The 26,658-nt window shown below is 42.4% G+C and carries 34 protein-coding genes and 1 pseudogene; 15 read left to right on the top strand and 20 right to left on the bottom strand.

Going from position 1 to position 26,658, the window contains the following annotated elements:
- The first annotated feature begins 9 nt into the window (after window positions 1-9).
- Complete coding sequence (locus tag ABEH28_RS13345; protein WP_346630163.1) at window positions 10-864, top strand: hypothetical protein; 855 nt, start codon at window positions 10-12, stop codon at window positions 862-864.
- Complete coding sequence (locus tag ABEH28_RS13340) at window positions 861-3,137, top strand: hypothetical protein (RefSeq protein WP_346630162.1); 2,277 nt, start codon at window positions 861-863, stop codon at window positions 3,135-3,137. The genes ABEH28_RS13345 and ABEH28_RS13340 overlap by 4 nt, the downstream gene beginning before the upstream one ends.
- Window positions 3,138-3,175: 38 nt before the next feature.
- On the opposite strand, the gene ABEH28_RS13335 is transcribed toward ABEH28_RS13340, so the two are convergent.
- The 8 genes from ABEH28_RS13335 to ABEH28_RS13300 form a co-directional block, all read right to left on the bottom strand.
- Window positions 3,176-4,171, bottom strand: coding sequence for an SMEK domain-containing protein (locus ABEH28_RS13335; RefSeq protein WP_346630161.1), 996 nt, complete (start codon window positions 4,169-4,171; stop codon window positions 3,176-3,178).
- A 101-nt stretch (window positions 4,172-4,272) separates the two neighbouring features.
- Window positions 4,273-4,422, bottom strand: coding sequence for a hypothetical protein (locus ABEH28_RS13330; protein WP_346630160.1), 150 nt, complete (start codon window positions 4,420-4,422; stop codon window positions 4,273-4,275).
- A gap of 185 nt (window positions 4,423-4,607) precedes the next feature.
- Window positions 4,608-4,784: a hypothetical protein gene (locus ABEH28_RS13325; RefSeq protein WP_346630159.1), complete on the bottom strand. Its 177-nt coding sequence runs from the start codon at window positions 4,782-4,784 to the stop codon at window positions 4,608-4,610.
- Between the two features lie 99 nt (window positions 4,785-4,883).
- Window positions 4,884-5,288, bottom strand: coding sequence for a hypothetical protein (locus tag ABEH28_RS13320; protein ID WP_346630158.1), 405 nt, complete (start codon window positions 5,286-5,288; stop codon window positions 4,884-4,886).
- A 71-nt stretch (window positions 5,289-5,359) separates the two neighbouring features.
- A complete protein-coding gene (locus ABEH28_RS13315) occupies window positions 5,360-6,103 on the bottom strand; it encodes a hypothetical protein (RefSeq protein WP_346630157.1) in 744 nt (247 codons plus the stop codon).
- A 164-nt stretch (window positions 6,104-6,267) separates the two neighbouring features.
- A complete protein-coding gene (locus ABEH28_RS13310) occupies window positions 6,268-6,588 on the bottom strand; it encodes a hypothetical protein (protein ID WP_346630156.1) in 321 nt (106 codons plus the stop codon).
- A 113-nt stretch (window positions 6,589-6,701) separates the two neighbouring features.
- Window positions 6,702-6,926 carry a hypothetical protein gene (locus ABEH28_RS13305; protein WP_346630155.1) on the bottom strand — a complete coding sequence of 75 codons (225 nt, stop codon included), beginning with the start codon at window positions 6,924-6,926 and terminating at the stop codon, window positions 6,702-6,704.
- Window positions 6,926-7,201: a hypothetical protein gene (locus ABEH28_RS13300; protein ID WP_346630154.1), complete on the bottom strand. Its 276-nt coding sequence runs from the start codon at window positions 7,199-7,201 to the stop codon at window positions 6,926-6,928. Before ABEH28_RS13300 ends, ABEH28_RS13305 begins: the two co-directional genes overlap by 1 nt.
- 103 nt (window positions 7,202-7,304) lie before the next feature.
- Between ABEH28_RS13300 and ABEH28_RS13295 the strand changes: the two genes are divergently transcribed.
- On the top strand, window positions 7,305-8,108 hold the full coding sequence (locus ABEH28_RS13295) for a hypothetical protein (RefSeq protein WP_346630153.1): 804 nt from the start codon (window positions 7,305-7,307) through the stop codon (window positions 8,106-8,108).
- 39 nt (window positions 8,109-8,147) lie between these two features.
- On the opposite strand, the gene ABEH28_RS13290 is transcribed toward ABEH28_RS13295, so the two are convergent.
- Window positions 8,148-9,311 carry a hypothetical protein gene (locus tag ABEH28_RS13290; protein ID WP_346630152.1) on the bottom strand — a complete coding sequence of 388 codons (1,164 nt, stop codon included), beginning with the start codon at window positions 9,309-9,311 and terminating at the stop codon, window positions 8,148-8,150.
- A gap of 76 nt (window positions 9,312-9,387) precedes the next feature.
- Here ABEH28_RS13290 and ABEH28_RS13285 point away from each other — a divergent pair, with 76 nt between their 5' ends.
- From ABEH28_RS13285 to ABEH28_RS13275, 3 genes are read left to right on the top strand one after another with little or no spacing between them, the layout of a single operon-like run.
- Complete coding sequence (locus ABEH28_RS13285) at window positions 9,388-10,212, top strand: hypothetical protein (protein ID WP_346630151.1); 825 nt, start codon at window positions 9,388-9,390, stop codon at window positions 10,210-10,212.
- A gap of 14 nt (window positions 10,213-10,226) precedes the next feature.
- Window positions 10,227-10,649: a hypothetical protein gene (locus ABEH28_RS13280; protein ID WP_346630150.1), complete on the top strand. Its 423-nt coding sequence runs from the start codon at window positions 10,227-10,229 to the stop codon at window positions 10,647-10,649.
- A complete protein-coding gene (locus tag ABEH28_RS13275; RefSeq protein WP_346630149.1) occupies window positions 10,642-11,376 on the top strand; it encodes a hypothetical protein in 735 nt (244 codons plus the stop codon). Before ABEH28_RS13280 ends, ABEH28_RS13275 begins: the two co-directional genes overlap by 8 nt.
- 10 nt (window positions 11,377-11,386) lie before the next feature.
- Here ABEH28_RS13275 and ABEH28_RS13270 read toward each other — a convergent pair whose 3' ends face one another.
- Together ABEH28_RS13270 and ABEH28_RS13265 are read right to left on the bottom strand one after the other, a co-directional pair.
- Window positions 11,387-12,097 (bottom strand): hypothetical protein, encoded by a 711-nt coding sequence (locus ABEH28_RS13270; RefSeq protein ID WP_346630148.1) that lies wholly within the window; start codon window positions 12,095-12,097, stop codon window positions 11,387-11,389.
- On the bottom strand, window positions 12,094-13,680 hold the full coding sequence (locus ABEH28_RS13265) for a hypothetical protein (protein WP_346630147.1): 1,587 nt from the start codon (window positions 13,678-13,680) through the stop codon (window positions 12,094-12,096). Before ABEH28_RS13265 ends, ABEH28_RS13270 begins: the two co-directional genes overlap by 4 nt.
- Window positions 13,681-13,822: 142 nt before the next feature.
- On the opposite strand from ABEH28_RS13265, the gene ABEH28_RS13260 reads away from it, so the two are divergent.
- The 4 genes from ABEH28_RS13260 (at window position 13,823) to ABEH28_RS13245 (ending at window position 17,021) form a co-directional block, all read left to right on the top strand.
- Window positions 13,823-14,569 carry a hypothetical protein gene (locus tag ABEH28_RS13260; protein ID WP_346630146.1) on the top strand — a complete coding sequence of 249 codons (747 nt, stop codon included), beginning with the start codon at window positions 13,823-13,825 and terminating at the stop codon, window positions 14,567-14,569.
- Between the two features lie 162 nt (window positions 14,570-14,731).
- Window positions 14,732-15,451: a hypothetical protein gene (locus tag ABEH28_RS13255; RefSeq protein ID WP_346630145.1), complete on the top strand. Its 720-nt coding sequence runs from the start codon at window positions 14,732-14,734 to the stop codon at window positions 15,449-15,451.
- Between the two features lie 69 nt (window positions 15,452-15,520).
- Window positions 15,521-16,141: a hypothetical protein gene (locus tag ABEH28_RS13250; RefSeq protein ID WP_346630144.1), complete on the top strand. Its 621-nt coding sequence runs from the start codon at window positions 15,521-15,523 to the stop codon at window positions 16,139-16,141.
- 118 nt (window positions 16,142-16,259) lie between these two features.
- Complete coding sequence (locus ABEH28_RS13245) at window positions 16,260-17,021, top strand: hypothetical protein (RefSeq protein ID WP_346630143.1); 762 nt, start codon at window positions 16,260-16,262, stop codon at window positions 17,019-17,021.
- A gap of 11 nt (window positions 17,022-17,032) precedes the next feature.
- Here ABEH28_RS13245 and ABEH28_RS13240 read toward each other — a convergent pair whose 3' ends face one another.
- Window positions 17,033-17,644 carry a hypothetical protein gene (locus ABEH28_RS13240; RefSeq protein ID WP_346630142.1) on the bottom strand — a complete coding sequence of 204 codons (612 nt, stop codon included), beginning with the start codon at window positions 17,642-17,644 and terminating at the stop codon, window positions 17,033-17,035.
- A 95-nt stretch (window positions 17,645-17,739) separates the two neighbouring features.
- On the opposite strand from ABEH28_RS13240, the gene ABEH28_RS13235 reads away from it, so the two are divergent.
- Together ABEH28_RS13235 and ABEH28_RS13230 are read left to right on the top strand one after the other, a co-directional pair.
- Window positions 17,740-18,048 carry a type II toxin-antitoxin system RelE/ParE family toxin gene (locus ABEH28_RS13235; RefSeq protein ID WP_346630141.1) on the top strand — a complete coding sequence of 103 codons (309 nt, stop codon included), beginning with the start codon at window positions 17,740-17,742 and terminating at the stop codon, window positions 18,046-18,048.
- The gene (locus tag ABEH28_RS13230; RefSeq protein ID WP_057446007.1) at window positions 18,045-18,326 is read left to right on the top strand and encodes an addiction module antidote protein; all 282 of its coding nucleotides are present in this window, start codon (window positions 18,045-18,047) and stop codon (window positions 18,324-18,326) included. The genes ABEH28_RS13235 and ABEH28_RS13230 overlap by 4 nt, the downstream gene beginning before the upstream one ends.
- A 261-nt stretch (window positions 18,327-18,587) precedes the next feature.
- Here the strand turns inward: ABEH28_RS13230 and ABEH28_RS13225 are convergent, their stop codons facing one another.
- Entirely contained in the window at window positions 18,588-19,022 is a 435-nt protein-coding gene (locus ABEH28_RS13225; protein ID WP_346630140.1) for a hypothetical protein, read from the bottom strand.
- Between the two features lie 125 nt (window positions 19,023-19,147).
- On the opposite strand from ABEH28_RS13225, the gene ABEH28_RS13220 reads away from it, so the two are divergent.
- Entirely contained in the window at window positions 19,148-20,053 is a 906-nt protein-coding gene (locus ABEH28_RS13220) for a hypothetical protein (protein WP_346630139.1), read from the top strand.
- A gap of 32 nt (window positions 20,054-20,085) precedes the next feature.
- Here ABEH28_RS13220 and ABEH28_RS13215 read toward each other — a convergent pair whose 3' ends face one another.
- From ABEH28_RS13215 to ABEH28_RS13195, 5 genes are all read right to left on the bottom strand, one after another.
- A complete protein-coding gene (locus ABEH28_RS13215; protein WP_346630138.1) occupies window positions 20,086-20,523 on the bottom strand; it encodes a hypothetical protein in 438 nt (145 codons plus the stop codon).
- Window positions 20,524-20,644: 121 nt separating this feature from the next.
- Complete coding sequence (locus ABEH28_RS13210) at window positions 20,645-21,061, bottom strand: hypothetical protein (RefSeq protein ID WP_346630137.1); 417 nt, start codon at window positions 21,059-21,061, stop codon at window positions 20,645-20,647.
- A gap of 57 nt (window positions 21,062-21,118) precedes the next feature.
- Window positions 21,119-21,520, bottom strand: coding sequence for a hypothetical protein (locus tag ABEH28_RS13205; protein WP_346630136.1), 402 nt, complete (start codon window positions 21,518-21,520; stop codon window positions 21,119-21,121).
- A gap of 64 nt (window positions 21,521-21,584) precedes the next feature.
- On the bottom strand, window positions 21,585-22,280 hold the full coding sequence (locus ABEH28_RS13200; RefSeq protein WP_346630135.1) for an SOS response-associated peptidase family protein: 696 nt from the start codon (window positions 22,278-22,280) through the stop codon (window positions 21,585-21,587).
- Window positions 22,281-22,289: 9 nt separating this feature from the next.
- A complete protein-coding gene (locus ABEH28_RS13195) occupies window positions 22,290-22,532 on the bottom strand; it encodes a hypothetical protein (RefSeq protein WP_346630134.1) in 243 nt (80 codons plus the stop codon).
- 150 nt (window positions 22,533-22,682) lie between these two features.
- Between ABEH28_RS13195 and ligD the strand changes: the two are divergent.
- Window positions 22,683-25,244 (top strand): annotated as a pseudogene (gene ligD / locus ABEH28_RS13190) (DNA ligase D).
- A gap of 9 nt (window positions 25,245-25,253) precedes the next feature.
- Complete coding sequence (locus ABEH28_RS13185; RefSeq protein ID WP_346630133.1) at window positions 25,254-25,478, top strand: DUF2188 domain-containing protein; 225 nt, start codon at window positions 25,254-25,256, stop codon at window positions 25,476-25,478.
- Between the two features lie 91 nt (window positions 25,479-25,569).
- Here the strand turns inward: ABEH28_RS13185 and ABEH28_RS13180 are convergent, their stop codons facing one another.
- Entirely contained in the window at window positions 25,570-26,166 is a 597-nt protein-coding gene (locus ABEH28_RS13180) for a hypothetical protein (protein WP_346630132.1), read from the bottom strand.
- Between the two features lie 73 nt (window positions 26,167-26,239).
- Window positions 26,240-26,647: a hypothetical protein gene (locus tag ABEH28_RS13175; RefSeq protein ID WP_346630131.1), complete on the bottom strand. Its 408-nt coding sequence runs from the start codon at window positions 26,645-26,647 to the stop codon at window positions 26,240-26,242.
- Window positions 26,648-26,658 lie beyond the last annotated feature (11 nt).

Below are 26,658 nucleotides of genomic sequence, written 5' to 3'. Positions count from 1 at the left end.
AGGTGAACCATGTCAGATTTATCAGAAAGATTCCAAGTCGAAGCACGCAGTTCATCTGAGTTCAAACGTAAGCTCTTTGAGCTTGCGTATGCTTCTGGCTACATAAAGAAATTGAAAATAGAAGATCCCGAAAACAAAAATTATCAAGTTGAAGTTTCAGAATTATCCCCTGATGTAAGGTTCATTTTTCTAAAGAGCAAGCCGGGGGTTTCAGAAATGATAATGAGCATTCGCAAAACCAAAGACCTTGAATTGAACGCCGTAGAGAATCCTGAAATTAGAGAGATTGCCAGAAAGTTTAATCAGATTAATTCAAACCTTGCGCAAATCACAAACCTCACAGATGGTTATTCGTTTACCCATGAAGGTCGAACAATTGATATGAGTCTTTACGCCTCTGAGTTCTTTTTTGCCAAGCTAGAAGTAAGCGAAGTGGTTGATAAAATACTATCGAAGAGAGAACCAGTACCTGTAACGGCTGGACCAATCTTCGAGGCAAAAAAGGATTTCGAAAGGCACATAGATGTAGCTGGCGCACTGAAAGATACGGTCGTTGTAAAGGTCGATCCAGTTACCCGCGACTACCTAAAATCAGGAAACGGTGGCGTTAAATCTACGATCAGAGAATTGGTTGGCAATGCCAAGCTTGTTAAATACGTTGCGCCTGTCAGTGATCCTTTCTTAGTCAAGGCTTTGGAGATTTACAAATCACTCAACACCAACATTGAAGCTATCAACCTGAAAATAAAACATGAAGGTACGTACTCAGAAAGGACCAAAAAAATCCTTGCGAATGACTTGAACAACAGAAAGAAAGAATTACTTGCACTACTAAAAACACAACAACCAACGGTCGTAAAATGATTACAGCGATACCCACAAAGGACGCCACTCAGCATACAAAATCATCTGATGCTAAGCCTGAAAAAACAAGTAAAGGTAAATCCATCCTCAAAGGTGCGAAGGACGTTAAGCGCTACATTAAGTATTTGGTTTCCCCTAAACACAAAGATGATAATCCGCACAATCCAGATCAGCATTTTGGAACACAATACTCACAATCCAACATTCCGATTGACATGATTCACCCGTCAAAGGCTGCAAAGTACATCACAGATCCGATTGCCCTTGAAGCTTATCGTGAAAAATATTCAGAGAAGAAAACAGCGTTTTACGTGGAGCATGCAAGAGTTTCAAGAAACAAAAACCCTCGTTCAAAGGGTATGCAAGGTGACGTTTTCATTTTCAATACTTCGCTTAAACCAGAAGAACTTGCGCCGTTCAAAACTGACGAAGAGAAAGCTAAATTCTTATGCGCGTTAGGTGCTGCACATCTTCAAAAAATGTCAGGTCGTAAGGATATTAATTTCTACTATGATATGGAAACACACCTTAAAGACGGGAACCTTCACGTCCACATGGTCATGTCTACATTCACTATCGACCATCAATATTTCAATTTTTTCCGAGGTAAACAAGACCACGGCTTAATCAAAATGTTCGACGATTTGAAATACGATTTGGAAGCCAAGTACCCTTTCCTTCTACAGCTTGAACACGAAAAACGTGAGAAGAATCGCCTCATGGTTGACGTAGATAAAAGCACCAATGAAGTCACTGGCGAGCATGCTGAAATCTTCAACAAGCTCAACACGATCTTGATGAGTCATACCGGGGCGAACTACTCACATCCGAAAATAAAACAGGAATTGGCGGACGCTGGATTCGAATTACGCTACACAAAAGCCAAGTCAAAATCTAAATTCAAGGACATTCAAATCTTTCACAAAGATGCTGGAGAAACCTTCCGCTCATACGCCAACCTTCCCTACCAAGCCAAGCGTATTATGGAAAATTTTGAGACATATCAGTATTTCTCAAAGGGTTTGAAAATCCGTAGTGACGTGTCTTCCACAGTGGCAAAGGCTACGATCCTTGTGAATGCTTTCCCAAGCAAAAACGTCACTGAGTTGAACAAAGTCCTGTACGACGAATTGGGCGTGATGCTCGTTCCATCGTTCAAGAAAGACCCTGATACTGGAGGTAAGTACGTCAACAGTTGGTCGTTCTATCTCTCAAGAGAGAACGTTAAATTTCCTGCCATGAAGGCAGGAGTGGAAGAATCCAAGAAGTTCATCATCACTCCGAAGGAAGCCGAAGACCTTCACGAAGAGGTTGAACAAATCATTCACACGCAGACCATCACACAAATGACTGCAGGGATTCGCTACACACAGAAAAACCGTGAAGAATTTCCTCAGTTCAGGTTCCAAAAGAACGAGACGAACGAAGAATTCCTTGCGCGTATGCTTGCGTCCAAAGCCTATAAACAGTCGCTCACTTCACAGATTGCCGTGGGTAACACCCTCATCAGTTCCTATAATAACAGGACGATGCTCGACACAAACGGCGTTGACTCTGTGAAGGTTTATCAAGCGAATATGTCATCAGCTAAGTCAGCGATTCAGTGGTATGTCGCTCAAGGATTTGCTTCTATTGTCTTTAAAGGAACTGAGAACCCTGAGATTCAAAGAATGATGTACATCCAAGGAATCCTTCATGATGTGAAGATTGATAATTATATTCCGTCAGAAGAATTGAAAAAAGAAGCTCAAGCTCTTCTTGATGCAGAACGCGACAAAGTTATCACATCGAACAAGGATAAAATCAAGGCTCATCTAGAATCCGTCAAAGCCGAACCAAACGGCGAGAAGCAATATCTCTACCTTCGTTCGAATCGTAAATTGGATATTGACGTTGATCAACGTCCGAAGCTTTACGGATTCCTCTACGGCATCAAAATGGGACTTGAACAGGATGCTTTCAAGCACATGGATAAGCCCACGCTCAGCAAAGAAGAAATCAAGAATGTGATAAAGCACTTCGCCAGTGAAGAAAAGCTAACAACTTTCGAGCTTCAAGATGTGTTGAGACGTGCAGGATTCCTCGACGATGCAGATCCTATTTCAACGGCTCGCCAAAAGGTGCCAGAAATCGCACAAGCTGCGAGCACAGTGATTCAAACCACTGCGCCAGAATCTGATGCAGCGCCTTCACAATCGTCTGATACGAAGCCTGAGCAAGAGAAGAAGACTCAAAGGATCGAGCCTCCGGGCAGTGGCATAATCAAACCTTAAAAAAAGCCCCATAATGGGGCTTGCTTTTTGATTCGATTTTACAAAGTCAGACATTTGAAATTGAGGCTGATGATCATTTTCTGCAACATATCCAAATTATTTCCTGCAAATCGTTTCAGCTCTGCAAAAATATTTACATCTACATCGCTGGGAAATCTAAGCAGCAATGCGGTTTTTGATCTGTCACGGTAATCAGCCGTGAATTCTTCATCGACTCTAATAAGATCAAGATCAATTAATGACCCAATTACGAAATTCTCTTTAGCAGTAAACTGCACAGTTACAATTTTAGAAGATATATAAACTGTTTTATGGTCTTTAGAAACAGTATTACATCTAATCAGCAATTCGTACAAAACAGTTCTCTGCTCCACTGTTAAATCAGCAAGAGTCTTAACGAAGTCTTCCATTTCATCGCCAAACTTTTCAATATCATTAGGATGCTCCTCTGCATCAAAACCGATTTGATCCAAAAGCCTTGGAAATGTTGTTAAATTAGATGGAGAACCACCTTTCAAGCCAATTGTACCAACAGCTTCAACGATGTATTCAACCATTACAACTTGATAAATCTCTTCGATTTGTTTCTCATCATCTAGGTCAGCGATAATTCTTGAAAGGTCAAAGATTGTTATTACTTCGTAATCTACACCTCCCTCTCTACCGGTTGATATTTTAGGACCTTCAATATTTTTTAAAACTAGAAAATTGAGCGTGTCGATTTCTTTTTCAAGCTCATGTTCAAAAAAGGTTTTGATTGTATTGGTTATCTTTTGCTTTGTGTTTGTTGAAGTCACCTGATAAGCAATTTTTCGCGACGAGTCTTTCAGATCAATTGCAGGATAATTGCTTATACCCAAATTCGTAGAGACCAGATTTATTTCGTAGACGGCATTTAGTATCTGTTTAAAATATCTCTCCATATGACTATTTCGGTCATACAGGCTTGATTTGTTATCCATTTCAATATCAGTGGCAATTAAAGAAAACCTACGGCGGATTTCTTCGAGCATTTTCTCTGTGCGAGTAGACATTCCTTTACCCTAAAAACCATAGTCAGAAGGTTAGCATACACCGTCCACAAAGATCGGGACAAGGGAATCGCCATGCACAAAAAAACCTCCACATGGAGGCTTTATATTTTCCTATTTTTAGTTCTCTTTTGATTGTAACCAGTGAACCGCTCAAATGACTTTCGTTTGGCAGTGGCTTGTATTTCGGCATCTTTGGTTTCATTGGGATAAGTTGGCATTTCTAAAAGATACTTTCTAACTTCTTCTTCCATCAACATTCTAACAATACTATTGGACTCAGATCTTTCAAGGGATCTAAAGTCGCTTATTTTCGTGTTTCTCCTGCTATAAGCTTTACCCTCATTCTTGCATTCACTAATACATATAATCATTACGATCTCAATTGTTATATCCGAATTATACCACATGGAAATAATAATTCGACCGCTTAAATAAACTATTTCAATCTTCCATTATAAATATCTGATTCAAAATTTACATCCAAGCTTTTACGCCACAGATCGAAGGGCATAAATTCCATGACATGTAGACCCGGCAATTCAAAGTTCTCATTGATTCCGATTCTTCTTTTTCTTACTTTAATAATTTTTACATCTGCCGCTTTCTTCTTCATAATATTATAGTCTTTGTTATATTAACCATTATACCATTCTAAAAACAAAAACCGCCCGTTAGGCGGCTCTATATATTCTCCAAAAACCCCCGCAATACATTAATAGTCGAATTCACCAGATTCAGAATATCGCTCGAAGGTTCTTTGACCATCTGCACCAGCTTTCTTTGTCCTATCAATGACAGTCTTTTCAGCTTGAAAAGCTTCATTCTGTTCCATTTCTACAATCATCTTGATTTGCTTGTGCGATACAATCGAACCGCCATGCAACAAACAGATTAATTTATTCTTCTCCTTTCTTACGGCTAATCCAATTTCTTTAACAACGCTTAAAGGAACATCTGAATGCATGAAGACTGTCAATCCATCAAGCAGTATTACGCAACCGTCCTCATGGTCATTGAATTTATCATCTACCTTTTGGTATCCATGTAGCGTTGCGATTTCAGTTATTCTTTCGTGCAACTCCGGCAACTGGTCAAAGCTTTTTATTTTCTCTTTCATAATAATACAAATGGTTATGAGTCAAATTATATCAAATGAAAATAAGAAAATTTACCATTTATTAAAAATTTTTACATTTTTAGCTTCGGCTTGTTGATTTTCTTTTCCTCGACGTTTTCAATCACTGGCGCGGGTTCAGCAAAACGATTCTGAATTCTTTCAGCATACGAGTTTTCAAAATCCCAAAATCGTTGAGGCACTATAAAATCGTTTTTGAAGCCCTTCACATAAGGATTGAGCGCTATCCATGTGCTAGGCATGTCTAGGTCACGAAACCTATCAAATAGCTCGCCTTTGAGGCTCTGAAGGTCATCGAGCGTCTTCACAGGAATCCCCTTCTCGTTCAGGCTCTTGACCAGTTGAGTGGCTGGATCTGCCAGTAGCATCACTTTCACCTTTCCGTACCACTCCTTAAACGTGTTATCTAGATCAACCAGCGGCACGCCTTGGGCTGCTACGTGGTTCCTGAGCGTGATGTAGTTGTCTACGGTCTTGGTCAATGCGTTAACCGTCATCGGCGCGTGGTCTGGCTTCGTGTACTCGTTACACATGTCAAAGCCGTAGAAGCTCTCACCGTCCTTCTCGATGATGGTATTGGTAAAGATTGGACCGCCAAAATTCAGGACCGCAGGCGCAGCTTCACCTTGCCTAATGACTTCATCATTTACAAGAGTTGTGAGCCATCGAGGTAGAAACGCCTCATCTTTGATCTTGGACATTTTAAAATCAACGTCTTCGCTGACGTTATTTGCATAATCCATAGAAAGGATGAATGCTTGGATTTGCTTTTGATATTCGGGTTTGATGCTCTGCATAATAATAGGGTTTGTTGTTTATCAATTTTACCATTTCTAATAACGCAAATAAAAACAGAGCCTTTCGACTCTGCTTATGCCCACAAGACAATGATGTTAAGAAATGTGCAGACGGTAAATCTCTGAACAGTAAGAATACAATATAATCAGTATATCATTTGTTATTACAAATTAGCCTTATGATTAAAACAAGGACCTAAAAACTCATCCCTGAAAATCGTTTTCTCTTCCGCAGTGAGCTTCACAAAACCAAACGCCCAGCGCATTGAACAAACAAGTGTGGGCTCTTTTGTTAGTGGCATGCCATCTGGCCCTGTTAAAAATTCACCATCTTCATTGAGGTAATTGACATTATGCTTTCTCGCAATCGACAACGCTTCATCAATTTTTGATCTTGAATTTTCGCTCGGTTCTTTTTTTTCTTTATTTATAATCACTGAATTCAGGTATACGAAGGCTTCATATTCTTCGCTTTTCTTGTTCATGTCTTTTAAATCTAATAGTTCGCTCATAATAATAAAATTGGTTATTACTGGAATTATATCACAAGGAGCAATGCCAACTTACGTTTAAGAAGAATAAAAACAAAAAAACCGACCTAAGCCGATTTATTTTTTTTGATTTCTTTTTGCAACTCATCCCAAGTCTTCATACGTTTTAAGGTTTTTAGGTATGGCTTTAGCGATTCGAGTTCAGCCTTTGCTTCGCGCAATCTTTTTTCAACTTCTATCGGCGTGTTATCATTTTTGGTTCTCTTGGCTTCGTCCTCTATGCGACGTTCTTTATCTGCTTGCTCCTTTGCGAGCATTTCTAATTTGCTCATCATTTCAACACCTCTCTTTGCGCCATTGCTTCAAGCTCATCACTCAAATCGTTCAGCATCGCAATATTGACTGAATCATTTGCCACATAAAACCCCTCACGGAATTTCGGTGAAATACCGAACGGAGAAGTGATTCTGAGCAGCCTCTTCGAAATGAGTGAGATATTTTTAGGTGATGCATGGCGTAGAAGCTTTACGTTTAACCTCATATTTAAAACTGCTAATTCAGCACTGAAAACACCTTTATTGTTTAGTACCTGTAATTGGGATTCCATTTAATTTTTAGTTTGTTAGTACGCATATTTTATCACATCATTTTTTGAAACACGGATTAGAGCATGCTAAATGTTATAATAGCTGTAAATAATATCAATAATTATGAAACACACACTCAAATACTTAATTTATTTTGTCTGTCTAGCATTTGCTCTTTTTATAACAGCACCTGCTTTCGCTGATGATTCCGGCGTCACCACTACACAATCTGATTCAACATCATCCCCAGCCACATCTAGCGGCGTCGGCTTACCATCTGCTGGGGCAGGAACAGGAACAAGTGTTGATGGACTCACACAGAGAGAAAGGCTGGTTAGCACAGGAATTTGGCTTGTTCAAAAATTCGCAACGCTATCTGGATTGCTCCTTCTCGTAGCTTTTTTTGTTCGTCTAGCAAGATACGCAGATGCTCAAGGAACTCAAAACAAACCTTCAGTTTCTTCTCTTTATATTTTTGCCATTTCAGGAATTATGCTTTTCTCATACAGCTCGACATTGGGAACACTGATAACAACGATCAGCGGCAAGGAAGGTGACGGAGTTTGCTATGTTGTTGAATCTGCCGATCTAAAACTCAACTCATTAAACAATTGTTGGTCAGATGCTTCCAGCGAAATTTCAGGCGCGTTATCTACATCAGTCACTAAGCTCTCGGGAAATTCGGATGTAATGACAGAATTCAGAGAAAATACAAAGGTAGGCATAGGTTTACTTCAATTGATCGGATTTATGTTCTTTTGTTTCAGCGTGCATGCATTTGTCGAAATTGGGAAAGGCACGGCGAGACATGGCTACACCAAACCAATCGTGATGATGATAGCTGCATCCCTGATAGTCGATCTTCCTCACACAGCAGAAATGGTTATAGCTACATTAAAAAGCGTCGGCGTCACATTCTCTGCATAAAACAAAAACCCCTATACTGGGGTTTTCTTTCGTTCATATTCAGTCTTTAAATGCTCTTTTGTAGCATCCCATAACCAAAGATTCTTTAACTCTTTTTAAGGCTTTTGATTGCCTTTGTAGCGATTCAGCTTTTTGCAGTTGCTTGATAATGTACGCAGGACCCTCCAAGTTATTATTTTCAAGATACTCTTTCAATAAATCCGTCATTGATGCTAGTTCTTTCATGATGTACAGAGAATCGATGTGCGCTTGATAGGACTTCTCGCTAAGCGACAATCTGCGAGCATTGGCGTGTTCTGACATGAATTCAGGCTTCGCAGTCACGGAGAGACGCGCCTGATTCCCTTTCTCTGAGATACGTATCTGTCTATCCAACATGCTAGGAATCGACTTCTGCGCACGCACAGGAGCGAACACCGAGGCATCAAAGGCTTCGCCTCCAGGTTCTGAGGTCGCTGGCTCTGTCATCACTGGTGAAGGCAAAAGGAAGGGCGCAACATCATCAGAGTGAGCCTGTACGTGTGCAGGAACCTCAACGTTTGCAGGTGGAAACACGGACTCATAGACAGGCAGATCCTCATCTTGCTCAGGTAGTGTGAAATCTACAGCTTCTGGCACGAATGGAGCACTCTCAGTCACCTCATCAGCCTCGATCTCATCCCATGCTTCTACGGGTGCGGACTCTGCAGGCAAATCAACCACAGACGTTTTCAGAGGCTCAGGTTCATCGTTTAGACCTTCGGATAGGTCTAGGTCCGTTTCGCTTCCAACCTCACCTTCTGCCTCATCGTCTGAACCAATACCGGCAGTGAAGAATTCATCATCATCCGAAGGTTGATGAACTGGTTCTTGTGCTGAATAGACGTGACCAGACGCCTCATACCTCTCAATCGGTTCGATGGGTTGCTGGCTGATTTCGTTTTTACTTAATCCAGTTTCAAAGCTTTGAATGCGCTTTAATTGTTCTGAAAATCCACTCTTGAATGGATTCAAAGAAAACGCCTTTGCCTTTTCTTCTATAGAAGAGATAGCCGATGTAAGTGAATCAATCACTTTGGTAGAACTGGCTTGTACCCTTCTTTTCTCTTCATCCTTTGACTGTGTATCAAAGTCAATTTTCGGAAATTCGGTTTGCTTCTCCATAAAACTGAAATTCAACTTTGGAAAACCATCACTATTTTCTGTTATTTCATGCTCATTCATATATTTTTTATTAACTATTTAACTCAATTATAACACGTTTTAAATGATATAATATCTTTAAACAAATATTCTCCTTATGAATAACGATAAAAGCTCAAAGAAAAGAAACCACTCCACCGTAGAAATAGAAAACCTCAAAATAACAATTACAAAAAAAGATATTCGTAGATATGCCAGTGAGTTGGGCTGCGACCCTAAACACGTCATGCTTTTCAAGCGCGAGCATTATCCATTAATCAGCGACCACGAAATAATTTCATCGCACTTCTTGGAAGACCCGCTACTAGACAGGCATTTAGATAGACTGGATTTAGGTTGTAGAGACATGGTTGTCGGTCACAGTAAATGGTTATTTCCTAGAAATAAGTCTTCGAATATCGCTAAAGAAAAAGGTTTAGCGGAAATGTATTTCTGCGAAAACTTCAATCACTTCTTCAAATATGTTGTTGATGTAGATACCGAAGCCGTTTTCGAAACAGCAGAATTCACAACGCAGAGACGTGAAGATCTTCTTTACAAGCCGCCACTTCAGTCAGAAGCAATGGTTTACGTTTCTGATATTCTAGAAGTCACAAAATACCTATGCATCGGCATGAAAAATCCTGTAGTTAAATTGATAAAAGGGGCAGGTTTTCTAGATGATTTCTTGATACTGCAAAACCCTACTAATAACTCTGATGTGTATAAGGGGATCTACACAACGACAAAGCCTCACCTGATGGTGGTTGTAAAGGAAGAAGGAAGCAAATCAGCATCCAGTATTGTATTGTTCGAAACTGAAACCATGAGGGTTTTAGGAGTGTACTCAAACTCGTATCAGCCTGACCGTAGAAACTTTTTCTTAGTAATTCCAGCGGAAGACGAAGATTTCAGGAATAGAAATGATACAATTGCAGAATAACAACTTTATTAATTATGAATATTTCCAAACTTAAAACTTCTCTTGCAAGCGAACGCAATCTATACCCTGTTCTTGCCTACATTATAATATTCTTCTCAATGATGAGCCAAGCGCCCCTTACCGTATACGGCTTTGTTCAAGTCATACTACTAATGTTTATCGCTTACATGATTTACGAAATAATCAACCTGTATGGCTTGAATATTGTTGACCTTGGCAAGATAGCGTTATTTTCAGGAACGGCTTTAATTGGCATTAGTCAGTTGTTTCAGCATGTATTTAAATTCTCGTTCGTAGATTGGCTTGTCACATTCACGAAATTCAATCAGCAAGCGCCAATGAGCATTTTAGGCATTTTCGCTTTTGTTGCTTTACCATTAGCTTTTGGTACAGCTTTAAACTACAGAATAAACAAAAAGAAGGCTTATCATGAGTGATAAAAAGGAATACCAAAAAATATCAAAAGAAGAATTCATGCAGGATTTCAACATTGACGAGCTTCTTGCAATGCAAGAGCCGCCTGACGAAGAACTTGAAGAGGATATTGATGATACAGATTTAGGCGGCACATCAAGCACACCCGACTTGATAATAAGTTTTGGGAACGCTGTGCAAAATCCCCCGCCACCTAGGAAAAAAAGTGCTATTTATGATGCTTATCTTGCCGAACGTAACTCAGCGCCTTTTAAGAAAGTGCAGGAAAATAGGAAAATAAGGATCGCCGCCTATGAAACACCAATTTTAAGCATAATCAATAATCAATTCGCTTATATGCCAGTAGAGCAAAATATATCCACCAGCTACGTTTTTCAGCAATTTAGGTCAATTAAGAACAATCCGCAAATAGACCCAGCGATGAGAAAAAACGTAGAAGAGCTTATTGGTGAATATTTGGGGATAATCGATTCAAGATTTAGCCTATTCGCCTCAACCTTGCTTCTGCCAAAATCATCGAACCACTATTATGCTGAAAACCTATATGCGCTCGATTTAAAATATTTAGGACTAGGATACAGCCGGGAAAAATTCAGTGTCATGTCCCCATTCGAAGTGATGGAATTATTTCATGAAAGGAATATTAAGAAACATCACCTTGCAGAATTGTTTGACGATTTAGAATTTTGTCGTTTACCCAGCTTCAAAAATGCTGAGGTGCAGTTGTAAAAAAAGCCCTTTATTGGGCTTCATTTTTAAAAGTGTTGGTAGTGTCTCGCTGATAGAGATCATCGAACAGTGCTGGTTTATCCTTTTGTAGAGCTTTATCCAGAATGCTTTTCAACCCACCCTGTATGGACACCAGATGCGTACCTGTCGAGCCTTCAAGGCGTGCCAGAGATTCCACCAGCCTTGGATATTCCTTGAAAAAGTCGTTTAAATCCTTAGTTAGATTCCTTATCACAAGCCCCTCATACGAGTCGCACACGGCTTCGAGATCCATCGCCAGCACGTCATCAGGAATCCACTCAATCGCTTTATACACAGCGCTCTGAGCCACGACAAGCAGGCTTGTGCCCCATTTCACTTCACCAGACGACTCGATCTGACCTTGAATTTCGTCCAAAAGAACGGATAGGCAAAACTGACCTTGCTCAGTGGAACCAATGTTGAATTCAGAAGCTAAATTGACCAAAAACCCTTTGACCAACCTCCCTTGGAGGTGGGCAACGTCACGTATAAAGAACCCTTCACCAGAGCGTAAGAGCCATTCCCGCCCTACGGGCGAGTGAACAGAGGACTCTTCGACAATGATAGGCAAATCCAAGACGCTTTTTGAAAGGCATTTCACCAGCCTATCTTTTGTTGATTTATGAAAAGTGTCAGTTAAAACACTCTCATCAATCTCCTTTTCCTTACCTGACTTTTTGAAAAGACTTAAAAAACTCATATCGTAGGCTTCGACTTATTCTTAACAACCGTAGCAGCTTCATCAGGTTTTCCAGAACCTTCAACCTTATGAAAATCAGGACCAAAGAAAATATCATCATAATTATCTGAAAATGTATCGACTTTATCTTGTTGTAATTCAGCTTCGCTTAACAATCCTTTTTTACTCGCAACCAATTTCTCACCATAACCTTTCGCCAAAGAGACTTTTCCAAACTCAATCTCGCCATTGTCTTTCTCTAAAGAGGCATACAAATGTCTTTCATCTTTAGTGAAGCCCCATGACATGCGTTTGTTTTCCTGCATCTTCTCTCTGAACGCTTCATAATCACCTTTAGTGAAATTCACAGCCTCGTTCAATTTATGCTTCAAGAATCCGTTCGTTTTCTGAGCGCCAATCACTTTAGTATATTCATCCATCTGACCGATGTAGACATTCCCATTCGTGATTTTGCTAGTACTAATATTGATGTTTACTATATTGCCATCTTCGTTAGGTCTAACGTTAGATATGTGAACCATTTCAGCATTTTTAGTAAATGATATTTCAAAATTATCCTTGTGGAACTGCTGGTTTTTACTTGCAAGTAATGCAATATTTCCATCAGCTTCACCCAATGCCCATACCAGATTTTCCATCAAGCGTTTTTGTTCTCTCTCTGCATTATATGGAGGTTTTTCAACGACGGCTTCAACCTTTTTCTCATCAGTAGATTTGTCTATATCCCTTGCTTCGCTCACAACGGTTTCAGTTTTTTGTTCTTCTTTTTTCGCTTCAACTGGTGATTCGCCGGATACTTCTTTCTTATTCTCATCTGCAGGCGCTTCACTTGCACCTTCAGGCACTGGCGGTCCCTGACTTGGATTAGCCTTTTGACTTATGCCAGAGTTCCCTTGAAGCAACTCTTCGTTTTTCAACTCTTCAGCGGTTTTAAATTCTTCTAATAAATGCTTCCACTTTTTACTTTTGATTCTGATTCTATCTAAACCAATACCTTCTTCTATCATTGTAGAAATCATCAAACGCAACGTAGCCGCTTGCATAGCATCGGGTATTTTTGGATTGTTTTCGGCTACGTATGGATAAACGAGCTTATTGTTATTTTTGAATTGACCGGCAGATATTATAATCATATCTTTGTATTTCTGACCCGCCAAATCATAACCAGTGTATTTGAAATTACCGCTTTTCTTTACGCTGAATTGTTCAGCACCACTCTCATCTTTCAGAGAATAATCACCATATAACACGTTGTACTGCAGTTTTAAGCCATACTCATCCGCATATCTCTGGAGTCTTTCTTTCAGCTTTAATTCTTCTTTCTCTGATAGAGGCTTTTCATTTTCCACAAAACTTTGTACACCTGCATTACCAAGTGTTGCCCAGCTTTGAGCAGGGTCAAAATCGGACTGCATGCCGTTAATTGGGTCATCCATATCGTCTGCTGGTACGTACCCTAATATATTAGCAAATTGCTTTGTGAACTTGTTTTTACTCAAACCGTTAGCTATAGCCGTCTTACTTAAATTCAACTTTTCGTTTAGAAAATCCTGAATTGAACCGGGTTTCTTTTGTTGTGCCATGATATTAATTGTTATCTGTTATTCCACTTATTATAACATTTCAGCATTTAGGAAATTGCTATGCAAACAATCAGATTGAACGAACTCACTCATTTTGTTATATTGCACGTCATATTTTCAGCCCATTATTTAGCGAACTGACATGAACGAAGTGACCCAGCAATCAGAAGAAACCCTTTCAGCAAAAGAACAATATTCATTAGTCATTGAAAAATCTGACCACCTCCCAGCGGCAAAAGTAGTGGGTGAATTTGTTCTTGATGCGTTAATAAATTCTTCGGGCGATAGTCAAAAAATTCGTGAGCTTCGTGAAGAAATCAAATCAGCAATTAGCGAAGCGGACGACGATAAAGCCCATTCACTGATGGTTGAACTGAAAAGCATCAAGGATGCAGAGCAAGAAAACGCTAATGCGCTGGCTGAAATCAGTCACAAGTTTTCAATCTCGCAGATCCTAGCTTCTTACGCGAAAGATCCAGAATTTGAAGAGATCGCTTATGGTCTGGCGTTGCAGGTTCTGAACAAGACTCAGCAGGCTCTTGCAAACCCCGTCAAGACAAAAACAACCCGCACCAAGACAGACAAAGCCCCGAGTGACAAGCCACGTTTGGCAAGCGCCTATGTAATTAACAAAGGTGATGACTCAGTTGTAATGACGATTCGTGCCGGTCGCGCAGCAGCAAATTTGAGCCAAGACGCAGACGCTTTTGCTTTCCTAGGTTTCAAAGTCGAGAAGGATGCAGATTTGAAAGACTTCCTTGTTCCAGCCGATTTCACGGATAAAATGGGCACAGAACACCCAGCAACACGCCCTTCAATCATTCGTGCGATTGAAGAGAAAACGGCTTTTGAAGGCTTCTCCGTCACGCCTCATCAGCCCGAGGAATAATCGAATCCCTTTAAAAAAGCCCCATTTCGGGGCTTTTTCCTTTCTGAATATTCAATTCATGGTTTTTCAAGAAATGGAATTGACAAAGGTTTTGACCTGCATTAGCTTCAGTCCCAAGCAATTCAAAACCTATTTTCCATTTACAACGGAAGGACTCAAAAAATGGCTAACACTCAGAAAGCTCCATCGGCTGCAAAAACCAGCTTTGACGAAGCTCAAACCGCTGGTCTGTATGCTGACCAAGCGAAAGAGTTGGGCAATAGCATTTTTAAGAAAATCACTTCCCTTTCGTCCAACAATGCTCTGGCTGAAATCCACGCCAAAATCGCTACAGCAGCTTCGCAAGAAGACGACGCTCAACTAGAAGCGCTGTTTGCAGAGTTGAAAAAAGCTAAAAACGATCAGAAGAACGTTGTTGATCAGTACAAGACGATTCGCAACAGCAACACCTTCGAAACCATCCTGCAAGCGTACAGCGAAGAATTCCGCGAGTTGGCTTACAGCGTTGCAACCGAAGTCATCAAAGGCACCCACGTTGCTTTGAAGAACGCGAAGGGTCGCAAATCCTCTACAAACGATGCTGGTGAAGGCAAAGGCAAGCGCGGTCCACGCTCTTCTGTAGATCACACCATCACTAACGGCAAGGGCGAGAAAACCGTTCTTGTTTCCCGTGCCGGACGTGCCGCAGCTAACCTGACCCAAGACGCCGAAACGTTCGCATTCCTTGGTTTCAAAATCGAGAAAGACGAAGAAGGCAAAGAGGTTCTGAACCCTTCGACAATCAAGCTGAATGATGGCAACGAAGTTCCGGCTACCCGCCCGAACATCGTGCGTGCAATCACAGACAAAACTGGTCTGTCAGACTTCACCATCAGCGCTTAATCAACACTGATTAAAGAAGCCCCTTCACCGGGGCTTTTTTGTGTCCGTTCCTATAATAAGGGATTTTCCATGAACGATGAATTCGATGAGTTTGATAGTTACGATGACCAGTACGAGCGCCCTTCTCTTGTAGAAGACAGGAGCCACCGCAACCACTGGTTGAACAGAGCCAGTGACCTTCACGCATCTGCCGGGGCAATCTGGTACTCGATGCACGGTGGGAATCATCGTGAAATCACTGAAACGCTTGGGTTCAGTGAAGGCTTCAGCATGTCCACAGCTTGCTTCCCGGTCTATCACATGCTTTGTGGACTAGCTCTGGAAGTCATCATGAAAGCCGTTATTGTGAGCCGGGGCGAACCAGCACCTGAGAACCACAACCTGAACGATCTGGCTGAACTGGTCGGCTTGAAGCGAAACGTGAACGAGAAGCGGATTCTCAGGTTCTATCAAGAATCGGTCGTGTGGGCGGGACGCTACCCAATTCCTAGAAAAGCGGACGACAAGAAGCTACGTGAATATTGGACGCTTGCTAACAAGGTGCTGACCAAGCCGAAAGCAATGGGCAAAGAAACCACCCTCACCTTCTTTGAGTCCAGCGGAGCAACTGCTTGGGAAAAATACAACACTCTTTTCGGCAGTTATAGCTCACTTTTTGACCACCATTATCCTGCTCCACGCGAGATTTGAATCTACGTAAGGCGCTACCCCACCGGCATAATTTCTACGTCTGACGTACATCTGAATGCTTTCTGAATCACTTCTGACATTGTTCAGAACCTAATCAGAACCACACCCAGGAATTCGCATGACTAATAACAATGGCGATGACTCGTTTCGGGCGTTCCTGACTGCCTGCACCGAGAATCAGGACGAGGTGCTAGCTCAGAATTCGCCCTACTACGCGATGATGGAGGCTCTCGATTCCTTCTTGCTCACACACGTCACCAATCCCGGCGAATTACCTGAAGATCTGGTGATGCACGCCTTGCGTATCAATGCACGATTCATGCTGATGACTGGGTTCAGGATTGGTCTAACGGGACACGCTGCAGGTGTCTACCCTACCCTACGCACAGCATTGGAAAATGCCTGTTATGCCTTCCTAATGAGTCACGACAAAGCACTGTCTGACGTATGGATGAAGCGCAGTCTCTCTGTAGCCAACACGAAAGCATTCAAGAAAGCGTTCAAGCAACCCATTGCGGATGCCCGAGATCTGATGGACAAGCTTCACGAGAATGACCTAGGGGCATGGATGTACGAGATGTACCAAGCCTCAATGGAATTTGGCGCTCATCCCAATGCTCTCACGGTCGTGTTGCACACACGCTTGTCTGATGATGTAGAAACTGGCGGGAAGAAGTACGAAAATATTGTCTTGTACAGTGTGGGTGATTTCGAATTTGAAAGAACGCTACTGGCTTGTATTGAAACTGGATTGGCGGTCGCAATCGTGCTTGCTATGACATTTGTGAATCCGTCTATGGAAAGCATCGAAGCAGTTAATAGCCTCAACAAAATGAAAGAAGAACTTGTAGAAATGCTTCAAGCTAAATTCGAAATATGATAAACCCGAATTTAGTCCCGAGGATAAGTATCAAGAAAAGGTTTGTTATAATCATCGAATTCAGCTTCAACGCCTTCTAAATACGAAGGTCTGATTCTGTTATAAGTCATACGTTTCAACTGACTAGGGTATTTCTGACAAATCCAAAAATATAGCTGGTTCAAATCAGGGGTTTTGGATTTAACCAAGTCGTACTGAAATGAATCCATTTCAGAAGGACCATGTTCTGTACGAACTATCTCACCATTAGCATCAGTTCGTCGTGTTATTGTTGTTTTACGAAGTGAAGTCAGATTTCCTTGCGTCACACCCCTTTCGATCCAGCAATACTTATAACCATTGCCTTTTCCGGGACTGGCGTAGTAATGCCGCATCGTAAATTTTAATGTGTAGTGATTATATGACGTTTTCTTTTTGCTTATCTGCGCAAAGGTCTGCAAACCGTTGCCTTGGACGAAACTCAAAATTGACCGGGCTAGTTCAGGAGTGACTTGAATAGACGAAACTCTGAAATAGCCAGTTTCACGTTCGGCTTCCTCTTTATTCTTAAAATAAACCATTTCAGGCTTATTCTTATCCTGATCGACTTTTTTGGTTCCAAAAGCGTCGTTGAAATTAATCATAAAAATCCATTATCCGAAACTGACCTTCACAAAAGACTTTACCACAAGCCATTCTTCAGTTGCTGGAGTGTAGCCGTTCGGCTACACTCTACCCCATGAACACATTCATCAGAACCCACGAATTCGACAATTGGCTGAAAGGCTTGAAGGACGTGACTGCACGTCTGCGTATCACCAACCGCATCATGCAGGCGCAGAACGGCAACTTTGGTGACTGTGAGCCTATTGGTGATGGCATCAGCGAAATGCGGATATTCGTCGGTCCGGGCTACCGTGTGTACTACTCCCGCCGTGGCGAGGTCGTCTATCTGCTACTATGTGGCGGTAGCAAAGGCTCTCAGAAGCGTGACATAAAGCTAGCGAAATCCATCCTCGATGAGATCGAGAAGGAAGACAGAAAATGAGAGAGTTGAAGGTTTTCGAAGCTTCTGACTATCTGAACAACGATGCAGAGATTGCCGAATTTCTGAGCATTTCCTTGGAAGACCCAAACCCTGACGTTTTCTTGCAGGCGCTTAAAGAAGCCGCCAAAGCTCGCGGAATGACCCAGCTCGCCAAGGATTCAGGAATGAACCGGGAATCGCTCTACAAGGCTCTGGCACCGGGCGCGAAACCTCGCTACGACACGGTTTTGAAGGTGATGAATGCGTTAGGCGTGAAGCTGACTGCACAGCACGTATGAGAAAGGAGCCTTGTGGCTCCTTTAATCCAGTGTATTTATAAATTAGTCAGTAAAACATAGAAGTGATATGCGGTAAAAAAAAGAATAAAAACGCAATTTTTCTCAAGCCATATTTTATATTTTTACTTTGGTTATCGATTGTACTTTTTATTTTTTGTTCAATATCGCTGCTGGAAAAGGTATCTTTACTCATAATATTTAATGACTGGTTATAGTCAGATTATATCATGCAAAATACAAAAACAGCTTTGTTAAGAAGTTTTATTTTTTTGAAACATGATATGCGACATGATTTGCTACTGGCGTACCCTTCCCTTCCGTTCTGATTTTCTCTATCCAGTATTCGTAATCTTCAAAGTCATTGAATGGTTCAGCGCTAAACCAATGTCTAACAAAGCCACTTTTTGAAATCTTCAGAATCTTGTCACCGGAATAGACGAAGAACCCCGTAGTCTTTTCAATAATTTCGTGACCATGAAATTCTGAAACAGTCCTAATCATTTCAAGTATTTCATGAGCAAGTGGCTTCGGCAAATTGTTCAGCTCATTACTATATTTCCATAGCTTATCTTCAAGACCACTAATTCTTGATTGAAATTTAGCAGTAGGTACGACTGACTGAGCGTATTCGACTTGTTTAAGTTGTGATGATGCCTTATCAATAAGTTTTGCTAATCGTTTTTGTTCTTGACGCATGATAATAGAAGGTTATTTTCTTCATTATATCATTTCGAGTTTCTTGTATTTACCATTGAAAAACAGTTGATAGCGACTTGCCATGCGGATAGGCTTCGCGCACAACGGACCCATAGGGAATTGAAATGCACCGCAACCGACTCGCCATAGCGCTAATCTGCCTCTCAGCACCTTGCATCGCCTCCGCAGCGACTGCAAAAAAGGTCACGAAGAAAAGCGATCTGCCTGACTGCGCGACGACTGTCATCGACGGCTCGAATCTCTCGGAAGCCGAAAGTGACTACATGTTCTCGATGCAGAAAAACCTGATGACATCAGAAATCCTAGGGTTTGCGCTAGGAAATCAGACTCTTCTGGGTGATTACTACAAGCTGCGTAAAGGGGAAGATTTCAACGCCAATGTATTGCAGCTCAAGGAGCTGGTTAAGGTTCCAAGTCTAGCAAAGCTAATATACCGTGATTTTAAGACATCCAACGATGATGTTGGACGCCAATTCAATGACCATAAATGGAGTAAGGAGACCTATGGCATCCTGATTTGCCGCGTAGCGGCGATAGGTGATACAGCGCCCAACCAGTACAACACCTATGCAGCAAGCTATCTCAAGAACCTTCAAGCGAAGCAAAATGCTATGCACGGGCAGGTCGGCTACTTCGATGTGACAGTGAATGACTGCACGGTCAGCAAATCCATTGACACCGGCAATCGCTTCACAACCGTTAAGCCGGACCCTGATGCGCGATTCGTCACGGTGAATGCGACGTTTAAGAACACAGACAACGAAGGCAGGCTTCCAGTAGAAGGCAGCTTGCTTATCAGCATGGACGACAAAGACTACAAATTCGACACCACCGAATCCATCATGAGTGATGGCTATGGCATTCGTATGAGGTCGCTGAATCCACTCATCAAGCTCAACACGAAGATCGTTTACAAAGTGCCTAACGAGCTGTCTGGCGACGTGTACTGGAAGCCCGGAAGGAACGCTGAAGACAAGAAGCTCTGGTGTACGTACCTGCCTTCAGCGTGACGGTCATTGGGGGAATGGTATCTATAAAGGTTTCACTCCCTACCTCTTATCCTTGTATCCATATTTTGCAAATTTGCACCTTCCTCTTTTTCTAATGAAGATAAAAAGCTCAAATCCTTTTCTGATTGTGGACTTTCTAAACGTTCTAATACACCGGGATTTTCGTTAACGTACCTTTCTATTTCATCAAAAAAAGGTCTATATTTTATTGTAAAAAAATACACAAAAAGGAAAGCAGAAAGGGCGGCTATTAAAGATGCGACTAAACAACCTATAACCACATACTCATAAACGTAATATTCGATATAATCAGTATAATTTGTCAAAAAAAACATAAATACCAATAATGATAAAATTAGGCAATTGGCGCTTTGACGTATTAATACCTTAACAAGCTTTCCTCTGATTTTAAATGCGGCAGAAAATTCATCTTCATTTGTTATGGGTGACACTTCAATTTTTTTGACCATGATTAATACAAATTGTTATTACTTAAAATTATATCATTTACGTCCACTTGTTTTTCCAGTTAAAAAACCGCCGAAGCGGTCTTTTGTTAAAGCAGGGAAAACCACCTCGCCTATATATTTACTAACGCGATTTGGCTTGGGCAATTAGCTCGTTGATTTCAGCTTTGTTTTCAAGCGCAGTTTTTACACCATCGGGACAGCTTTCCCTCACGACTTGACTCGGATTCGGACTTACACCTTTTGCTTCGTATTCATCGAATTGCTTGTACCCTGACAGGTTGTATTCCATCGCAACGGCTTTATCCAAATCTTTCAGGAATTGAGGAATCTTCGCGTGATTAACGTTTGGCGTGACTTCCAAACCTTTCTTTAGGACTGAATAATACGATTTATATTCCGCATCCATATCGCACCCTTTCAGATTGGCAAGATCAGTCTGAGCAGCTACTCTGTAGAAATAATTAATATCATGTGCGAATGCTTGGAGAGAAAAAACGGCGCTAAAGGAAACAACGATTATCTTTGAAAACAGCTTCATATCTATAAAGTCCCTTTGTGTATGTTACCAGCCTCACAACGTAAGACTTTTTCACTTTCATTTATTTCGATTATTGGAGGTTTGTTTTTTAGGGGCTTGTAAGATTTCTAGCGTGATTTGGTTGATCCGTACCCAACCTTCAAGCGCCCTATGCGTCTGGTCTACGCAATCATCCTTTGCCCAATGATAGATATTCTGTCCAACGTGCCCTTCTGCCTCATACTGATCGTAATGATAATAATTTAGCAGATAATATTCCTTCTCCATCTTTGCTTGCAAATGATCCATATATTGAGTCATTTTAGATTTATCAAATGATGGCGTAACATTCATACCACTAATCAAAGCTTTCAGATACTTATCATATAGATCAGGATGATCGCAGCCTTTTAAATACGCCAAGTGGATAGGCGCCAGATCCTCATCATATGTCTCAATTCCTGCGCTGGCTTGGTTCACGAAAAACATTCCCAAGCAAAATGCAACTGAACCCGTTATTCCTTTCAATTCCACTTCCCTAATTTCACGTTATCGACTTGATCAGATATTCGCCTTTGTTGCGCACATTACCTACATCTTTGGAGACTGGATACCACTCGAACTCATCAGGTGGCAGACCACGATCCCTAGCGATTTCCTTTGCTCTATCTTTGGTCATGTCAGACGAAAGCCATTCCCGAGCAAGCTCCGGGGAAAGGACTACCGGTCTCCTGTCGTGTACGTCGAGTAGACCACCCGCAGCATCAGCAGTGATTATCACCATCCCTGCAGGCTCATCAACAGACGGACCGTCCTCGATCTGAGCCAGTCCGGCAAAGAACATCGGCTTGTGGCTTTTCAGTCGGATGAAGAAAGGCTGCTTTTTCTTTTCATCTAGGTCATCACGCACCCACTCGTACCAACCATCAGCAGGAATGAGCGCCCTGTGATCCGGGAACAGAGTCTTGTAAAACCGACCTCGAGCAATGGTTTCTATGCGCGCATTGATGGGTTGAACGACCTTTGGTTTCGGATACTGAACCTCACGCTTCCAACCCCAATGCACAGCATGGATCTGAGGTCCATCAGGCTCAACGTGCATGACCTGCACGTCTGTTGAAGGCGCAATATTATATCGAGCGATGGGAGTCCTATCGACTTTGGCAAACAGATCTCCTTGAGGGTCGAGTTCTTGAACGTACTCATCCATCGATCTGAACATCACGAAACGACCGCACATAGCCTACTCCTAGAGCTTGGAAATTTCGCCAGTCGCCTCGGCAATCGTCGCCAAGGTTTCCTCCATTTCAGCGATCTGGTCTTGAAGCTTCATGAACGATAAATGAACAGCACCATCGACATCTGCTGTCTGCGCACCACGTAGAGAAACCACCGTTTTTTCGTCAACCGTTTCAAGGTCAGTGACTGTTTCACGAAGCATACGAAGCTGGTCAAAAATCCCGGCAACAAGGGCTTTGCTGTCTTTGCTCATGAGTCAGACCTTCCGTAGATGACAGTATTCTGATGCCACTATTGAGCAGAAATTCAGACCGTTAGGCTTCACCTAACGGATCGGCTTAGCTGGCTGGAACTACTGCCGCTCTGCATTCCTCTTAAACGAAGGATACGGAGGGATTTAGTCATGACTGACGCACTGGACGAGTACAACAAGAAACGTGACTTTGACGCCACGCCAGAGCCTTCTGGAGCGAGGAAAGCGACTCGCAAGAAGAAGGTTGAAGACCATGCCCTGCAGTTCTGCATTCAGAAGCATGACGCTACTCGCCTCCACTACGATTTTCGGATTGAGATCGAAGATACGTTGAAGAGTTGGGCAGTTCCCAAGGGTCCGAGTCTCGATCCACAGGTCAAACGTCTAGCGATGGAGGTTGAAGACCATCCCTTGGATTACGCCACATTCGAGGGTCACATTCCCGAAGGTCATTATGGTGCTGGTGACGTTATCGTTTGGGACCGTGGGATCTGGAAATGCGTTGGCGACCCGGTTGAATCTTATAAAAAAGGGAAGCTGAAATTCGAGTTGGAAGGTGAAAAACTTGGAGGGTTGTGGAACCTCGTTCGTACCCATCAAGAAGGCAAATCCAAGCCTTGGTTCCTCATCAAGCATCAGGACTCATCAGCGAAGCCAGAGGCTGATTATGACGTGGTGAAAGAGCTACCTGATTCCGTCCTGAGTGACCGCACCATCATCCCGAAAAAGCGTGGCAAGGCAGCAGAACCCAAGCCGGTAGAGACGGTTCCTCAACCTCGCAAACGTGCGAAAACCACAAAGCTCAGTGGTGCGAAACCGGCACCGATTCCCGATATTATAAAACCCCAGCTCGCTACTCTTGTAGAGACTGCACCGTCTGGTGATTGGCGCTACGAAATCAAATTCGACGGCTACCGCATGATGGTTCGAATCGAGAATGGTGACGTGAAACTGTTCACCCGGAACGGTCACGACTGGACCGCCAAGATGCCAAAACAGGCAGAAGCACTCGCTAGCCTGGCACTCGAATCGGCATGGCTCGACGGTGAAATGATTGCTGCGGATGAGAACGGCGTACCCAGCTTCTAGATGCTCCAAACTGCCTTCGAGAGTGGCAAAAGCGGATCGATCGTTTTTTACCTTTTTGACATGCCATACCTCAACGGCGTGGATCTTCGTGACGTGCCGGTTGAGGAACGCCGATCCGCATTGGCGAAGGTTGTAGAGCGGTCTGAGGACGAAATTATCAGGTTCTCTGAGGACTTCGGGGAAGACGCGAGCGACCTTTTGACCAGTGCCTGTCAAATGAATATGGAGGGTTTGATAGGAAAACGTGCAGGGAGTACATATGTATCCCGCCGCAGTGATGACTGGATCAAGCTCAAGTGTAAGCACCGCCAAGAGTTCGTCGTAGTCGGCTACTCCGAGCCAAAAGGCTCTAGAACGTCGTTTGGGGCGCTTCTGCTGGGTTTACATGACAAGGATAGCGGCGAGCTTCGATATGCCGGGAAAGTGGGCACAGGCTTCAATGACAGTACGCTCCGCACCATCCATGCCCAGCTTCAACCGTTGGAGACGGACAAACCTGCAGTCGTGAATCCACCAAAAGGTGTTGATGCGAAAGGAGTCCACTGGCTCAAACCAGAGCTACTGGCAGAGGTCGCATATGCCGAAATCACCAAAGATGGTTCGGTACGTCATTCGGTTTTCCACGGCTTGCGAAACGACAAGCCAGCCAAGGAAATCACAGAAGAAACACCTGTGCCGGCAAGTGAGGTTGCTGAGAAAAAACCTTCCCCTGCCCCTAAGAAAAAACCCACGAAGAAAGCCGCCGAACCATCGTCTGGCAAGATCCGTATCACACACCCTGAAAGGGTCATTGATGCGTCCAGTGGCTCAACAAAGATGCAGTTGGCTGAATATTATGTGAGTGTTGCGGACTGGATTCTGCCGACCTTACAGGACCGTCCGATAGCACTGGTACGTGCGCCCGAAGGAATCGCCGGGGAACTGTTTTTTCAGAAGAACGTTGAGCGCCTTCCCATACCCGGCATCGAGACAGTGGAAGGTGAATCAGTGATGCTCATCAACAACGCCGAAGCACTCGTTGGAGCAGTGCAGATGAGCACCATCGAGTTTCATTCTTGGAATGCTCAAGCACCAGACTTGGACCGTCCTGACCGTTTCGTGTTGGACCTCGATCCAGACCCTGCCCTACCGTGGAAATCGATGGTAGAAGCAACCACCCTGACGTTGACCATCCTTGATGAATTGGGGTTGAAGTCATTCATCAAAACCAGTGGCGGCAAAGGTATCCATGTCGTTGTTCCTCTTACGCCCAAAGACGATTGGGACACCGTGAAGCGTTTCAGTCAGGCAATCGTCCAGTACATGGCGAAGCTGATTCCCGACCGCTTTTCTGCCGTTCTAGGTCCGAAGAACCGCATTGGCAAGATCTTCATCGACTACCTTCGCAACGGTAAAGGCGCGACCACCATCAATGCCTATGCAGCGCGTACACGCGAAGGCTTGCCAGTATCCGTGCCGATTTTCAAAGAAGAAATTCATGAGATCAAAGGAGCGAACGTGTGGAACATCCACAACCTGCATGAGCGTTTAGGTCAGCTAGGCGATGACCCATGGAAAGATTACGCGAAAACGAAGCAAACTATTACGGCTGACATGCGTCGAAAGCTTGGACTCAAAAAATAGGAGATTGAAATGGATAACTATCACATCACCAAATCCGGGGACCATTGGATTCTCAAAAAGCAGGGTGCTGAACCAGCCTCCAAAACCGGTGATACAAAGGCAGAAATCATCAAGCTTGCCACTGAATTCCTTGAAGGCAAAACTGCCTCTTTGAAAATTCATAAGGAAGACGGAACCATTCAAGAAGAACGGACTTACCCACGGAGTGCTGACCCGTCGAAATCCAAGGGTTGATTCATCATTATAAAGCCCTTGATTGGGCTTTATTTCGGACCAAAAAAAACCGCCTTTGGGGGGGCGGTCTGTTTATGTCGCATTGAATTTCTCACATTTTGAGTTTGGATTTTACTGCAGGTTTTTCTATCTGTTTTAACTCAGTTTTCTTTTTAATGTCATCTAATACATCAACAACATATTCAGATGTAGCAAATAAAGCTGAATCAATGTCTGGTCTGCCACCGGATTCTTGTAAAGCAGGTACATAGAAGTTTAAATCCTTTGTCCCATTACTGTTAACCGTCTTGCCAATCTCTAAAGCTTTTGAACTGCCGACATAGCTTGCAATTTCTTCACTGAATTTAATTGATGTAACGGGCGTCGAAATATCAATACTTAAATGACCTTGCTCAACTTGCCTTTGAAAAGCGAAAAATTTAGGCTCATTACGGACTGTCATTATTATGTCCTGCGCTATCAGAATATTCTCAATGTTTTCCTTTGGCGTTACTCTTGAAGGATCTATACCAGCAGCTTTAATTATTTTATCTTTATCATTTGCGTATCTAGCATAAAATCCTTGATGCGAAAGAGCAAATCCTCCATCAATAGTGTTACATGATTGCTCAGCATTGAATCTAATCGAGCTTTTCATTGCTTCGTTAATCAATTCATTTCTCTCATCTTTCGTTAATCTTGCACTCATATTTATTTACCTTCTGTTATGAAAACTGAATTGCCTCCATTCCAACAATTATACCATTTTGAAAAACACAAATTTACTTGGCAGACCTTATTTTGCTTTTTGTATTTTCAAAAGGAAAGCACTTTTGATGTGTCTGATAAAAACTCAGTGACCAAACATCTTCCGATTCAGCAAAATCATCCACTTCATTAATAACCCCTTTTGCTGAATATTCCGTATATCCGAAACACCTATACTTATATAGCTCCGTTTCGAATTCTAGAAATTCTTCAAATTCGCTTTTTAAATGGATTTTCCAAGCTTCTATACTTAAACATCCGTTAATTGTTTCGTATTCAATGTGACCCTTTCTTAACCTTATTTCCTTAACGAACCCGAGGCTCGCTACGCTACCCTTTACTTCTCGACATAGCTCTATTTGTAGATACTTATCATCAAACCATTTCATAGTGTCTTCATACAGCGAATAGAATTCTTCCATTTTTATTTACC

Origin of the sequence: Pseudomonas sp. Ps21-P2 (assembly GCF_039672565.1) — a bacterium.
Lineage (GTDB): Bacteria > Pseudomonadota > Gammaproteobacteria > Pseudomonadales > Pseudomonadaceae > Aquipseudomonas.
Note: the sequence above shows the minus strand (reverse complement) of the source record. Positions and strands in the feature narration are given on the sequence as shown.